Origin of the sequence: Dyadobacter linearis, from assembly GCF_907165045.1 — a bacterium.
Classification (GTDB): domain Bacteria; phylum Bacteroidota; class Bacteroidia; order Cytophagales; family Spirosomataceae; genus Dyadobacter; species Dyadobacter linearis.
Genome location: NZ_CAJRAU010000001.1, coordinates 30,659 through 45,026 on the forward strand (window position 1 = coordinate 30,659; position 14,368 = coordinate 45,026).

10 protein-coding genes are annotated in these 14,368 nt (G+C 48.3%); 1 reads left to right on the forward strand and 9 read right to left on the reverse strand.

Features of this window, described 5'->3' with window-relative positions; genetic code table 11:
- Positions 1–36 precede the first annotated feature (36 nt).
- Entirely contained in the window at positions 37–3,738 is a 3,702-nt protein-coding gene (locus tag KOD92_RS00145; RefSeq protein ID WP_215231501.1) for a T9SS type A sorting domain-containing protein, read from the reverse strand.
- A gap of 187 nt (positions 3,739–3,925) precedes the next feature.
- Here KOD92_RS00145 and KOD92_RS00150 point away from each other — a divergent pair, with 187 nt between their 5' ends.
- Positions 3,926–4,621 (forward strand): DUF2461 domain-containing protein, encoded by a 696-nt coding sequence (locus KOD92_RS00150; protein WP_215231502.1) that lies wholly within the window; start codon positions 3,926–3,928, stop codon positions 4,619–4,621.
- Positions 4,622–4,646: 25 nt separating this feature from the next.
- On the opposite strand, the gene KOD92_RS00155 is transcribed toward KOD92_RS00150, so the two are convergent.
- From KOD92_RS00155 to KOD92_RS00190, 8 genes are all read right to left on the reverse strand, one after another.
- Entirely contained in the window at positions 4,647–5,222 is a 576-nt protein-coding gene (locus KOD92_RS00155) for a hypothetical protein (protein ID WP_229254460.1), read from the reverse strand.
- A gap of 2 nt (positions 5,223–5,224) precedes the next feature.
- Entirely contained in the window at positions 5,225–5,728 is a 504-nt protein-coding gene (locus KOD92_RS00160) for an RNA polymerase sigma factor (RefSeq protein WP_215231503.1), read from the reverse strand.
- An 84-nt stretch (positions 5,729–5,812) separates the two neighbouring features.
- Entirely contained in the window at positions 5,813–8,371 is a 2,559-nt protein-coding gene (locus tag KOD92_RS00165; protein WP_215231504.1) for a beta-galactosidase, read from the reverse strand.
- Positions 8,372–8,619: 248 nt separating this feature from the next.
- Positions 8,620–9,246, reverse strand: coding sequence for a response regulator (locus KOD92_RS00170; RefSeq protein ID WP_215231505.1), 627 nt, complete (start codon positions 9,244–9,246; stop codon positions 8,620–8,622).
- A 2-nt stretch (positions 9,247–9,248) separates the two neighbouring features.
- Positions 9,249–11,225, reverse strand: a complete 1,977-nt coding sequence (locus KOD92_RS00175) for an ATP-binding protein (RefSeq protein ID WP_215231506.1) — start codon at positions 11,223–11,225, stop codon at positions 9,249–9,251.
- A gap of 12 nt (positions 11,226–11,237) precedes the next feature.
- Positions 11,238–12,653, reverse strand: coding sequence for a S41 family peptidase (locus KOD92_RS00180; RefSeq protein WP_215231507.1), 1,416 nt, complete (start codon positions 12,651–12,653; stop codon positions 11,238–11,240).
- 33 nt (positions 12,654–12,686) lie between these two features.
- Complete coding sequence (locus KOD92_RS00185) at positions 12,687–13,442, reverse strand: MotA/TolQ/ExbB proton channel family protein (RefSeq protein ID WP_215231508.1); 756 nt, start codon at positions 13,440–13,442, stop codon at positions 12,687–12,689.
- A 45-nt stretch (positions 13,443–13,487) separates the two neighbouring features.
- Positions 13,488–14,351 (reverse strand): hypothetical protein, encoded by an 864-nt coding sequence (locus KOD92_RS00190; RefSeq protein WP_215231509.1) that lies wholly within the window; start codon positions 14,349–14,351, stop codon positions 13,488–13,490.
- Positions 14,352–14,368 lie beyond the last annotated feature (17 nt).

Here is a 14,368-nt window from a genome sequence, read left to right on the forward strand (position 1 = left end):
TGGATTGTAAGTGATCGTTGTGGAATGCGCAGTCGATTACTGCTTCACAATTCGGTGGTGACTGACACTTCCATCCGCGTAAATGATTTTTACCAAATACAACCCCGCAGCAATATGCGCTACCGGTATCGTACTTTTCCAGGGAGAAATTAGCACCTGTTTACCGCCCGTATCAATGATCTCAACCTGACGAATATTTGAAGGATCGGAGGTTTGTATACGAAGCTCGGAGCCGAGCGTGAGCGGATTTGGGAATAGTACGATCTCGCCATTTGTATCGAAAAAGACACTTCGGATCCGGCTGAATGCGAACGTGCTGTCCAGATCGACCATGCGCAGGCGGTAGAGATTTTCACCCGTTAATGGATAATTGTCCGTAAATAGATACGACCAGCTGCTATCACTTTCCACCTGCGCCGGAACCGTTCCCAGCTCCTGCCACTGTTTTCCATCCGCACTCCGCTCGATCGCGAAATGCGAGCTGTTTGTCTCACTTGTGGTGGTCCAACTGAGTAATACCGAGCGTTCCTCGGTCGCCGCATCGAAGGTGAGCAAGGTAACCGGCAGGGCTTCCTCACCGATCAATGCAAGCGGCGGCGGTGAGGTAACTCCGGTGACTGGAACCGGCGGACATTCCACGACCTGCCCAGCGAAATTATAGCAGTATGAGACTAGAAGCGGGCCTGCTGCATTATTATTACGGCTTCCTTTTAACCTCAGATACCCATCATACTCGTAAAAAATCGCCTTCGAATTTGGATCCTGAATTTGCTCGACGCCAATCGTCGGTTTGTAATTGTATGCAGTAGTTTGCGCAGAAGATGTCCCCTCGGAAGTAGTACTGCTTTTTACCCAATCCATCTTCCCAAAATCGCCTGCGCCGAAGTATTCCAGCTTCGTGAGCGAACCTGCATTGTCCTGAAACGTCAATAAATTCCCCCGATTGTCGTAGGAAAGAAACTGCATATCCGTCACCGGCGAAGGCGCTGTGCCTAATTTGCTTTGAACCAGCTGGGGAAGGTGAAAAATGCCCTGCGTGAGCGCGTAGGTCGTTTTGGTCCAATGCAAGGGTGTGAAAACCTGCGCATTTCCATTTACAACAGCAAGTCTTTTCGAAGTCTCTACCGGAACGGAAATCATGTTTTTCGCCGTCATTTCCGTGGAAATTCCGTCGGCGAGGTCGAAGGGATATTTGTAAAGCGTTTCAACCTGTCTTGGGTAAACCTGCGACTGGCCAACCTGTACCTTCGAAGTCACGCCTTTACTGTCCGTAGTGACCATTTTGGTCGGCTGCAAATACGTATTGTTATAGGTGTATTCAGAAATCGTTTCAGTGAAATGACTGGGATCGCCGTCTTCGTCGTAGGTAAGCTCCTTCTTCTCCCTGAGCCGGTTCCAGACGCTCTCGATCTGATAACTCAAACCGAATGTAAATCCGTCCGTAGTTTTCACTTTGAAACCTTTCACCAGCTTATCCACCGTGGATTCGTAGGCGAAAGCGACTGATCTGACTGGTTTATTCTGGCTGTTATAAAGCAGTTCTGCCAGGATACTCCCATTCAAATAATGCACCATATTGGGCATTCCCGACTCGGTGACTGACTTATTGAGATTCACCGGCCCGCTGTATGCGCTGCAATTGAAACTACCCACCGACCACAAACTGGGCTGCACCGCGCACACCGGCGCCTGACCACCCTGTCCCCAGGTCATACAGAAAGTAGTATTATCCGTCAGTTCGACCTTATTTTCGTAATTGAAAACCGAGTATCCGTCTTCCAGTCTCGTCGCGCCGTCAAAAGTGGTGACCGTATTGTAACCGACCGGATTCCCCTGCGCACTTGCGCCCATCGGGTGGCGGCAGGCCGACGAATAGAGCACGCCGCCATCAACCCACTCCATAAAAGTGAGCGGCGCCATTAACTTGCCGGTCTTCTGAGAAGTACCCGGATCCTGATATTCAAACTGGCTCTGTTTCTGCACATTACCATTTGCTTCCTTATGCTCAATCTTCTTGATCCGCGTCCCGCCGCCAATAATTTCGGGGTTACCAATGAAATTCTGCACCGCCAGCACGGGCGCGATGACGTTTTGAATATGTGCATTGGTAAATGTGTTCGCCTCCCAGGCGTAAGTCGTTTTTCCGCCTGTCGGGTAGGTGACGTCCGTGAGCAAATTGGCCGTCACAACAGCTGCGTTCGCACTTCGGGTGGCGCCGGTGAGCAGTGCAGCCGGCAATTTGAATTGCGCGCCTGCTACCACCTGATCCGAGGGTAGCATCGTATTTCTGGTATCGTTCACCGTCGCCCCATTGAAATAACCCCAGTAATCCTGCTGATACGAATTTTTATCGGGCAGGTTGGTGGTTGTATTGTAGGTAAACTGATAACCGGGCAGCAGATTCGCGCCGCTTTTTTCACGAACATTCAGGAGCTTCAACCTTTTCCTGACAATGTCAGGTGCATTGGAATTACTATTGAAATATTCGTAGGCAAAGGCGAGCGTTTTGATCACCGCGCCGCCCGGAGTCTGGACTTCGATCCTGTCCAGTTTCAGACTTCCTGCGGGCCGATCTTCGCGGGCGCTCCGAAAAAATTTAACCTTACCATTTTTGAAGGTGATCTCGTCTGGCAAAATTTCCTGACTTAACACTTCCGAAACCCGCCAGCGAAAACTTGCATCGCTGTCCGCACCGTTATTAGTGCTGTAAAATGTCTCGGTGCCAGTTGGCAGCTGACCAATATAGCCTCCCGTAAAATAGGAAATGCTGATCACGTCACTTGCTGCCCGATTGGGAGATCTGACTTTTGTGAGGTACCACGCGTTCACATGTTCCACCGCCGCCGATGTGTACAGCAACCCGCCATACTCGACCGCATTCTGATATTTAATGGTTTTCTTGATACCCGGGTCAATGACCTTTTGAATTTCCTTTTGGTCAAAAGTATACTCCGTTCCGTCGGGAAGTGTGAGCAGGAAATTCCATTGCGCGGGCACAGCGCCGGTGATCGCTATTTTCACCGCATCTTTTGTCAAACTTCGTGCTGCAAACTGGCCCGCGGCGATCGGCTCGATCACGAACTTTCCGCTGTATCCAGCCACGTCGTAAGAAAACAGGTCCAGTTCTGTATCAAGAGAAGGTTCAAAATTCGAGATAACCGACATATTGGACAAAATACCGGCCAGCTCAATGCCCGCGGGGGTAGCAGTACCTCCGATACTATTTGCCGTAAAAATCCTGTAATTCCCTTGCGACAGGTTGATACACAGCCCCAAACCCGCGTTGGAAGAAAGTTCAACCAACCGCCGCCAAGCATTTCCGTCGCTTTTCAGATCATCCCGCCCACGGATCTGCCTCCGGATCACGCCGCCTGCCTGCAATGCCCAGCCAAGCCCGACCTGCGATGCTTCTTCCTCTACCCGAAGGCCGGATCCGTGGTAGAAAAGTGAGAGCGGCAGTTCCAGATCCGCATTTTTGACCACGTACAACGGAACCGCAATGGAAGGTGTGCCGGTGTAGTAACTTACGGGAATATCCATGTATTTGCCAAATGAAGCCACATTCGGCGACGACGGGATGACGGCGGAAAAAGCACTTTGCGCCTGGATTACATTCGGAACTTCGGGTTTACTAATGGTCGTGTCCCCGGGCGCGTCAGGATCTTTGGGTATCTGCGCCCAGATCGGAGAAAAGCATATTAAACAGAAAAAAAGAAAAGAAAGTAATGTGTGTTTCATTTGTTAAATGGATTGGTGATTGAATGTCACTCAACCTCTCCGGATTGGCCGAAAGCCGGACAGATTTCCATTTAGACGTAACACTATTCATTAGGTCACATAATTCGGAAGGAATTTTCTTAAATATTTTTTGTTGCCTTAAAAGCAGTTCGGCAAACGCTGAACAAACCGGCTTCCTATTCTTTATATGTCTGCACAAAACGTTACTATTCCTGCCTCGGCGCTGCATTTTTTAAATACATTGAAAGAAAATAATAACCGCGACTGGTTTAATGCAAATAAGGATCTGTACCTCGAACAGCTCTTACATATTGAAGCTTTTGCAGATGCATTGTTGGGTGAAATGAATGCGCACGATGTGATTGAAACCGTTTCGGGGAAGAAAAGTCTGCATCGCATTTACCGGGATACCCGCTTTTCACTGGACAAAACACCTTACAAAACGAATTGGAGCGGCGGCTTTACGCGTGCGACTGCGCTGAGAAGAGGAGGATATTACTTCAACATACAACCCGGCAATAGCTTTATAGCTGGCGGGTTCTGGGCGCCTGAACCGAGGGACATGAAGCTGATCCGCGATGATATCAGCTTCGATCCGGCGCCGCTCAAAAAGATTATTTCAGACAAAACTTTCACTCAAACTTTCGGCTCGCTCCTCGGAGAACAGCTTAAAACGACGCCAAAAGGTTTTGATCCAAACAACGAGGCTATTGATTTGCTGCGTTACAAACAGTTTCTGCTGCAACGAAATTTTACTGATAAAGAAGTGACAGGAGCGGATTTTCTAAAAAATGCCAATCAGACCTTTATCCTGATGCGCCCGTTTTTCGATTATATGAGCGAGGTTTTGACCAGTAATCCGGACGGTGATTCGGTGGTTTAGTTTCAGGACTTCATAGCCCGAACTTTTAGATCATCTTCGCCATTTCGTTCAATATTGCCGCTTTTTGCTTTTCAATACTATTGAGTTGTTTGACCAGCTCAGGCTCGGTATTGTATTGGCCGATCACTTCCTGCAACTGCGCGGAAGCAGCGTGAAGATTTTCAAACTCTGCGCTAAGTTGCTTGTATTCACCGGTATTACAAACCGGAGTTTCTGTTTCACAATAGGCTTTTAACTTTTCGTACTGCACGTCAGTATCGAGTACATCATGTGCCTGCAAACGCTGATCGATCTCGATTTGTGAGTAAAAAACGGCAGGCTGCCTGTTGACACGCCAGATCCAGATCCCAATAAAACCAGCCAGCAAAACGGCCGCGGCGTACGGCCAGTGGAATATCCGCTTCCGGCCCGGCGCTTTCCGCTCGATCAGTTCCCATAGCTTTTCGTCGGGCTCGTGCCCGGGCAGCTGCGTGATTGCGTGCTGCAAAGGAGCTTCTTCGAGCCGCTCGCAAATCGCCAGCCACGCTACCGGCGGCGGCGTATAACCAGGCAGTTTGGCGAGTGCTTTTTTTAAAGTATCGTGATTTGTTTCTTCCATCATAGTCAGGAAAGCATGCCGCGCAGCTTCTTTTTGGCGTAAAACAATTGCGACTTGGAAGTTCCTTCCGAAATATTGAGCATCACCGCTATCTCCCGGTGCGTGTAACCTTCCACTTCCGCCAGTACAAAAATGGTTCGGAAACCGTCTGGCAATGAGAGGATTGCCGTTTCCAAATGGGACGCATTGATTTCATCTTCACCCCAATTTACCCCCATAACCGGCGCGTCATCGATATTATCCCAGATAACGATCCGCTTCTTCTTGGTCGAACGTCGGACCACAATCTTTTTGATCCACGCGCCAAGTGTCGACTCGCCGCGAAACTGGTCGATATGGCGGAACACGTCCAGGAAAGAATCCTGTAAAACGTCGTTTGCATCGTCAAAATCCCCCGTGATGCGGTACGCCAGCGTGTACATGGCATTTTTATAGCGATCGTATAGCTGACGCTGCGCAATCCTGTCATGTAAAAGGCAACCTGAAATCAACTCCGCCTCCGGGTTCATAAAATATCCGATTTACATCAAAGAGGCCGCAGGGTTACCGAATGGTTGTATTGATTAAAAAGTTAATGCATTTTTTTCGGAAAACTATTGCGCGGCTACAAGCACTTTGTGGCGCACCTGGCGCGAACCATAAGTCGCAGTGAGGATGTACAATCCGGGACTAAGCTTGGAGCCTGCCTTGACAGCCAGTCTGTTAGGTGCATTTTTTTCAGTAATTACCCGCACATCCCTGCCACTCAGGTCCGTCAGATTGATCACCGGCTCCTGCCCTGCAAATTGCACGTGAATTACGCCGGCAGTGACTGGATTAGGATAAAGTACCAGCTCTTCTGCACCTTCCATTTTCACCGAAACGATCTTGGAATACGCAAAAGTGCTGTCCGCATCTACCATTTTCAGCCTGTAAAGATTATCGCCCGCGAATGCTTTTTCGTCCGCAAATGTATAATTCTGCGTGATTTTGCTATTGACAGCCGCATTAACCCGACCGATATTCAGCCAGATTTTTCCATCCGGACTGTGCTGAACTGCGAAGTGATCGCTGTTCGATTCTTCGGAAGTCTGCCAGTTGAGCTGAACACTATTTTCGCTCTTTTCAGCGGTGAAATTGACAAGCGTAACCGGTAGCGGCGCGGCTTTGTCGGCCGTGATATAATAGGATGAAAGGTTGTTTGCATTGAAAGTGATTTTCCACAAAGCCAATACGCTATCCCAGCGAATGTTCTGGTCTGCCGGATCGATCGTATTTTCCGCAGTCCTCAGGTTACTGCCTTCCTCCCGCTGCCAGATACGGAGCTTGGATTTGTTGGAAGCATCGCCTGAATTTTGGGGTAAGTTTTGCGAGCTCACTGCATTGAATGCATTGAATTCATCCTGACTCACGTATAAAGTAACGGTTGCATTGACATCGTTTGAACCAGGTGTGAACTTCCAGTGACGCTGAATATAAGGCTGACCATCATGGCTTTTCACCTGATTATCAACGGTCACGGACGCCCTCAAAGGTTCGTTCCCCGAGGATAGGCCGCTACCTTTTACAGTACTGATGACCCGGCAATCGTCGCCGGTAAGGTGGTAATCGACATTGTTGGGAACTACACTAGCCACTTGCTCCCCGTTGCGGGAAAGTTTCAGGTCTTTATAAAAACAACCTTTGGTCGTAACATCATCATTCACGAGTATATTAACCGGCTTGTTTCCCGAGTTCCCGTACGCATTCCGCCAGTTCTTATACGCATCGCAATCGCCTGAATAGTCGTCGCGGTTTGTGTAGCAGCCGTCTCTGCGGATCATATCGGACAAGGTAAAACTATCGGAATTGGAAGGGGAAGGTTTGCTCACCGATTTGCCTTTTACCCAGTTGTTGGTCAGATTTTTGATCGCAGCAACTGCTTCCTCCGACTTCATCGCATTTTCGAGGTAAAACAGGGTTACTACCTGCGCTCCGTGCGTGTAACTTTCTTCCGCCAGTCTCACAATAGACTCTACCCCAGTTACATAAGCTGCCTCATTTACGTAAATCCTGTTCGGTAGATTAGAGCGCAGCAAGTCCAGCGCAAAACGGTGATCATAGTGAATATCATCATTGATCTTAATCCCGTCCAGGTCTTCTCCAATATCTTTAAAGGGTAAAGTACCTCTCGCACGGGAGAGTTTATCGTACACCGAACCGTGGTGCGTAATCACCTTAATATTGGAATTAACCCCCTTAACGGCGTCCTTGAAAATCCGGTTGGTTTCCTTCAATGTATAGGTGCGGAACAAAAACCAGTCAGTCCCGTCGGGTTGTTCGAAAGTACTGTTCGACGGTTTTTTTGGATTTACTTCGTTAAATGAAGAGTGGTTGCTTCCCCACGCAGAGTTCAATGCAGAGATATCGCCATATTTTCCTCTCAACCAAACCCGGTACGCAGCTACCATCGGCTGGGAATAATCTGTCAGTGCATTTGCCAGGTCCATCGGGTTTTCATAATGGTAATTGGTTGATCCCATTTCAAACTCACCTTCTCCCTGACGGGTATATACGAGGTTCACATACAGCAGGTTGTTATTTTCCTGCAAATATTTGTAACGCTCCATCACTTCCCTTGAAAAGTTGGTGATCCGGTCTTTGGTAGACTGCGAGGCAAGCGATGTCATCACAAATTGCAGACTGATATTCGGCCTGATCGGGCCGCCCCATTTCTGGAAAACGGCTTCTTCTCCATGGTAATTGGCCACTACCATCCGCTCTTCCTTCTTCCAACCATCACCGGTATCGACGCCGAAACGGTCTGACGCACTGTTGGTTACGTCATCCCCGGTACTCACGGCGATATTAAGCGCGATCTTCATATTGAGTTGCAGCGCACGTTTGATCTGGTCGTCGTACTGCTTCCAGACGTTGTATCCGTTACCGTTTTCCTGTTTGAGGATCCTGGAAATTTTCCCGTGAACAGCACCCCACTGAACCGTCAGAGCGACGGCATTACAACCGAGGCTTTTGGCATCATCGATCACATCGAGCGCGGGTTTGTCATTCTCGTTCACCAGCGAAACCGCGAAGTAACGTTGCTGGGCCGACACGCTGAAAGCGTAAAAAGTAAGGGATAAAATACAAGAAATCCTTAAAATACTTCTGTTTAAAAGTATTGGTTTTTTCATACTAAACTTTTAATAAATGTAAAGACGCGAATATAAAACGAGGATTCGTTGCGGGGAATAGATATTTCTCTGTCGTAATCAATCTAACACAAACCAATCTTACTTGTAGGAATTTTACACTAAATGTAAATTAAATTCTACCAAAAGATAATTATGACAAGTACAAAAAAGGTAACATTCTTCAAAAGTTTATTTTTGAGAATGGGAAAAGTGCAATTGCACAACCAGAAATTGTAGAGAAAGCGGGCTTAGTTTTGCATTAAACCAAACTCGGTGGCGAGCCGGATCACGGTCGCGGTATTGGGAGCTTCAAACTTTTCCATCAGGTTTTTCCGGTGACTCTCGACCGTGTGCGTGCTGATGAAAAGATCGGCTGCAATTTGCTGGGTAGTATAGCCGCGCCCGATGAGTTCGAGGATCTCTTTTTCGCGGCGGGTAAGTCTCGGTACTTCTTTCAAATCGCTGCCTGTACCGCTGTTGAGCGCTTTTTGCGTACCTGCACACAGGAATGTCTGGCCTTGCATAGCAGCGTGGAGTGCGGAAATAATATCGTCGCCCAATGCATTCTTCAACACATAGGCACTCGCGCCGCTTTGCAGGATCCCCATAATCACGGTCCTCTCATTGTGAACGCTTAATGCAACCACCTTCACCGCAGGATAACGCTGCTTTATCTTTTGGCAAAGGATAATGCCGCTCGTATCGGGCAGGTTTACATCGAGCAGGATCACGTCCGGCAACGACGTGGCGAGCGCCAGCAATGCGGGCTCTCCCTGGTCGAAAATGCCGGTAACTTCTATACCTTCACGCGCTTCCAGCAGGTTTTTCAGTCCCTGCAAAACAATAGGATGGTCGTCGACAATGAATACTTTCATAATTAAATTTCACATTCAACAGTCACCGAAGTACCGTTTCCAGGCTTCGACTGCATTTCGAACTTTGCATTTAAAAAATCTGCCCTGGCCTTCACATTAGATAGCCCGGCGCCTGCCTTTCCATTGATTTTTTCAGGATCAAATCCCTTGCCGTCGTCTTCCACGGTCACAAATAACCGCTCGCCGCTCTGCTGAATGATCACCAGGATCTGCGAAGCGGCCGCGTGTTTCAATGCATTATTTACCAGCTCCTGGATAATCCGGTACAGAACGATCTGCTTTTCCTTCGGCATGGAATCTTTGTAATTAAAAACCTGACAGACGAGATTGATACCCGTTTCATTCAGGTTTTTGCAAAATTCCTTGGTCGCTTCCGCCAGTCCGTAGTTCATCAAAATCTCCGGCATCAAGCTTCGCGCGATCCTCCGCAGTTCATTCACAGCGTCGTCCAGATGCGATAGTGTGCGGCCCAGACTTGTTTTCAACTTTTCATCCTGCCCCACAGGTGCCTGCGAAAGTTCGATCTTGATACTGCTCAGCAAGCCACCCAGCCCGTCGTGCAGGTCACGTGCCAGCCGCGTCCGCTCCTGCTCCTGCCCTTCCAGCATCGCCGACAGCATTGAAATGCGGTAATCCTGTTTGATCTTCTGCATTTCCAGCTCGTGCAGCTGCTTTTCTTGTGTCCACAGTCTCTTATTATTTCGGTAAAAAAGCAGCACAAGCACTGTTACCGCCATCAGGAACAGACAAACTACCGCAAGCAGCCAGTTGAGCAAACGGTTGTTTTTAATGGTCAAAGCGGCCTTTTCATTTTTTGATTGGAGTTGGTAGATCTTTTTCTCTTTCTCAGAAGACTGGTACCTGGCTTCCAGCGCCGCGATTTCGGTTTTGGAATTTTCCATAAAAGAACTGTCGGCGAGCTCGGCATATTGGTTCAGCCACTTGTAAGCATTCGCCATATCTCCCGTTTTGGCCGTGGTTTGCGCCAGCTCGTAGAAGTAGAGTATCCTGTTCTTGTTTCTTGGAAAAATATTCTCCTGAAAAGCGAGCTCTTTGATGATCTTCAATGCCCGCGGATAATCCTCCATAGCTTTGTAGGTAAAATACTTTTGCAGCATAATACCCTGGTACTCATAATTACGATTAAGTTTCGTCGCCTGGGCGAGACCTTTGTCAAAGCTTCGCAACGCAGCCTGAAACTGTCGCAAACGCGAATAATACATACCTTCAACCTGGTAGTAATCGCAGTAGTGCGGCAGGTCCGGATTTCGTGCAATAATAACCTTCGCACTATCAAGCATCGGCCGGATAGGCGGGTATTCTTTGAGGTATATGTAATTTTTTGCCCCGAAAATATAGGCATCGGCCAGCTCCAGTGACCGCGAATCGAGCCTTTGGAGTGTCGCGATCGCCAGATTGATATATTCCTCGGCTTTTTTGTAATCCAGCTGATTTGAAAAAATGATACCCAGATTCCGGTAGTTACTTATCACCCGCGCACTGTCGCCGGCTTGTTTGGCCAGCGGGATGGCGTGCTCGATAAGGATTTCCGCGTACCGCTTCTCATTGTCCAGCCTTTGCTCAATCGCTCCGAAATTATGCCACGCCCGCGACCTGAAAATCAATGCTTCCTTACCTTTGAACTTCCTGAAAAGCTGCTCAGCGCGCATGTAAGCCGCTTTGCTTTTGTCAAAATCTGTGTCGAAATAGGCTCCTGCCCTGTAAAATTCCGTCATTGCTTCTTCGTACGAACCGGGCCTGGCGAGCTGCGCAGCTTGCCGCACATATTGCAGCGAAACCGCCGTATCCTTGTCGCTGAAATGGTCGGAGAGCAATAGTAATGTTCTCACCCTTGCAGCCTCAGGCAGCTTTTGTTTCAGGACATTTTTCAGACTATCAGGATAACTTCCAGCCCCGCCTTGTGACCGGGCAGGGCTGAAAATCAAGACCATAAGCATTAATAAAAGATATTTTCTCATTGAATTTCAAAGTCAGGGCAGGTTGCGCAACATGATTCCGTCGAGTGCGGCCGGGGTATCTTTCAGCGGCGACGGACTTGCGCTCTCCATTCGTTTCACAGCGCCGATCCTTGCATTCGGGCCGGCTGATACACCCATATCCTGTAATGCGGCATTCAGCAAGGTTTCGTTTTCATCACCAAAAGGCAAAAACGGCATGGACGAATCTTCTACTTTCCGAGTAGGCGTAATCCCATCAACCGTCCCGTAATCCGACTCCCCATCTGCATTCGTCGTTTGTCCCAGCATCATATAGATACCATATTTCCAGCGCTTTTTTTCGTCCCCGATCAAACTGCCGAAGAGATTCTTCCCCGCAGTATTCGCACCGATCGTAACTACCTGCATATAAGGCTTCAACCCGTTGATAATTAGCTCGCTTGCAGAGGCGGTGCCCCGGGAAGTAAGTACATACACGCGGTCGAGGCGGTTTCCAATGTTACTACTTTCCTGCGAAAATTTGTAATTCAATGCATCCTGGCCATTTTTTTCTTTCCAGTATTTAATATACTTGTCGTTCCATTGTTCTTTGTAAAAGATATCAGCCGCGCCTGCATTGCTGACGATCAGTGAGCCTAATGTAACCGCAGAAGTCATATATCCGCCCCCGTTCAGCCGCAGATCAAGCACCAGCTCATTCACCCCCGCCGATTTGAACTGACCAAAAATAGAACGAAGTTCATTATCATATTTCTGCTTGTCTGCATCCGTTCCCGGCACGAACTGTGTGTAAACCAGGTAGCCGATCTTTTTGCCACCCTTTGAAATCACACTTGAAAAAGCCACAGGATTGGCCGCAAGTGCCGCTTTGGTAATGCTCACCGTTGATTTATCCAAATGCAAAGTGTTATTTTCAATAGCGCCTAGCGTCATTTTCGCAGATTCTTTGGAGCTCATCAGCGAGTTATAGTTGTCTTTCGTAAGCTGGCTGCCATCGATTTTGGTGATAATATCCCCCCGCGTCAATCCAACCTTGTCCGCCGGACTATCTTTCGCGACGTGGCTTACAAACAAGGCGACATTTTGTTTTCCCTCATCAATAAACGCAGGCACATAGCTCACACCGAATGCTGTAACGAGCCCATTAAATTGCTGCTGCAAAGCGTCAATATCGGCCGTGAGCATTGAGAACCGATCGTAAGTTTGCGGTTGATAAACGAGTTTGCTGAAATATTCCTCCGGACTGGCGGAGCTATCAAGTTGCTTTTGATCAGGCAGTTCGTCGTACCAGAAGTAGGCGTCGGCCATCATACTGTAAACCCATTCGTTGACAGAACCCTTATCTCCCAGCTTCCCGGTGAGTGTGTCAATGCTTTCCGGCTGGCAGGCGCAGCAAAAGCTGACCAGGGCGGTGAATAGTATTGCGCTTCTTTTTCTCAATTTTTTCATGATTACCAGTTTTGATGTGGACGAAATGCAGGTTTATTGAGGGTGGTAAATGCGGCTGATCAGATTATCGATGATGTAGGATTTTGATCTCGAATAAAAAGTATCGAGCTCTTCGAGGTAGCGGTGGTAAAAATAGCTGAGCACCAGCCCGAGAAATAATGCGATAAAAGTGGTGTCAAAAGATACGTTCAGACTCTGGGTAATGAGCGGCATGCCTTCCTCGGTTTTCGCAAGGTGAAAAAGCCCGATGGAGCCCGCCAGGTGGAGAATTGTACCGATAAAACCCAGCGACGCGATTGCATTGATCAGAAACCGCGCCATTTCCAGCCGCCCTTCCATCTCCGTTTTACTATTATCAATCTGCGCCGTAAGTACGTGCAAAGTATCCCCGATAGACTGGTTATTGCGGTACTGCGTGCAGGCCCGCTTCACAAAATCGGTCAGCAGAAAGCTGAAACCGTGTTTTTCCAGGTCAATTACATTAAGCTTAATGCGCGCAACTTCGTCGGGCGACAGGATAAGTTGGTCCTGAACCGGCAACAGGTTAAGTTTAAAACCTTCATTCTGTTTCTTCAAAAACCGCTGGTATTCCAATATTTCCAGCACCCCGAATATGAACGCCATATAAATGATAGCGTGAACAAAACCTCCGAAAGAACCACCGAAAGCCTCAAAAAAGCGTTTTAGCCCCGGCCCCGAAGTAATCGACGCGAGCAATATCAGGGCAAACCAAAGCATGACCGCTGCCACCAGACTGATCCCGAGATGATATAATCTTTTGTTGTTCATAACAAATAAAATGAGCCGCCTAAAAACGGAGTGAGTGGATAATTTTTAATTTTTTGTCAGATTGAATTCGCCGTTTTCCTGCATGGAAACCGTCGCCACGAGCACTCGGGGCGCGCTGAGCTGTAAAGTGGCCGAAAACGGTTCGCCTTTTTCTTCCCCTTCCGGGCTCTTCGAATACACTAGTCCGCGGACGTAAACGGAGGTATTGTTTTTGGTACTCTCCTTAAAAACCGCGTATATCTGGTATTCTCCGGGAAGTATTTTGTCAAATTGCCGCACGGCCTCCTGGGTTGTGCGCAGGTCGCTGCCGAAAAATTTTGTTTTGGACTTCCCACTGTCCCACTGGCCGATATCCTTTATTTCCCGGGCACCGCCAGAGACGCATTTGTTGTTTTTGCAAACGAGCAAATCCACATTATCACCCAGATCTGCCCAGCTGATCTCGAACGAAACCTTGCAAGGCACGCCCGGTGGATCGCCCTGGTATTTGCTTTTTTTGAAATCGTCCGGCTTGGTTTCAGACGCTATTGACGGTTTTGCTACCGAATCTTTGGTTGATTCGGCCTTCGGAACAGGCGCAGGCGATTTGTAAGTGCTTACGTCGGCAACTGTCTTTTGTTCAGGGCAATCGGTGCATTCGGGGCATTCGGTAAATCCAGGCATTGGTTTGTAATCAGTCAAAACCACCAGCAAAGTATCACCCGGCCGTTTTGTCTTTAAACTGTCGCTGATCGTCGCAAAAAATTGGTTGTGCACCGTATCGTACGACATACTTACCTGCTGCTTCTTTCCGGGCGACGAGCCGCCTTTGGGAACGGCAATGAACAGAAAGATCACCGCTCCAAGCGCCCCGCAAATCACATCCAGAAATGATATATTGAAAATCTGAGGTTCCCGGTTTCTTGCCATATTTGAAATCGTTTAGC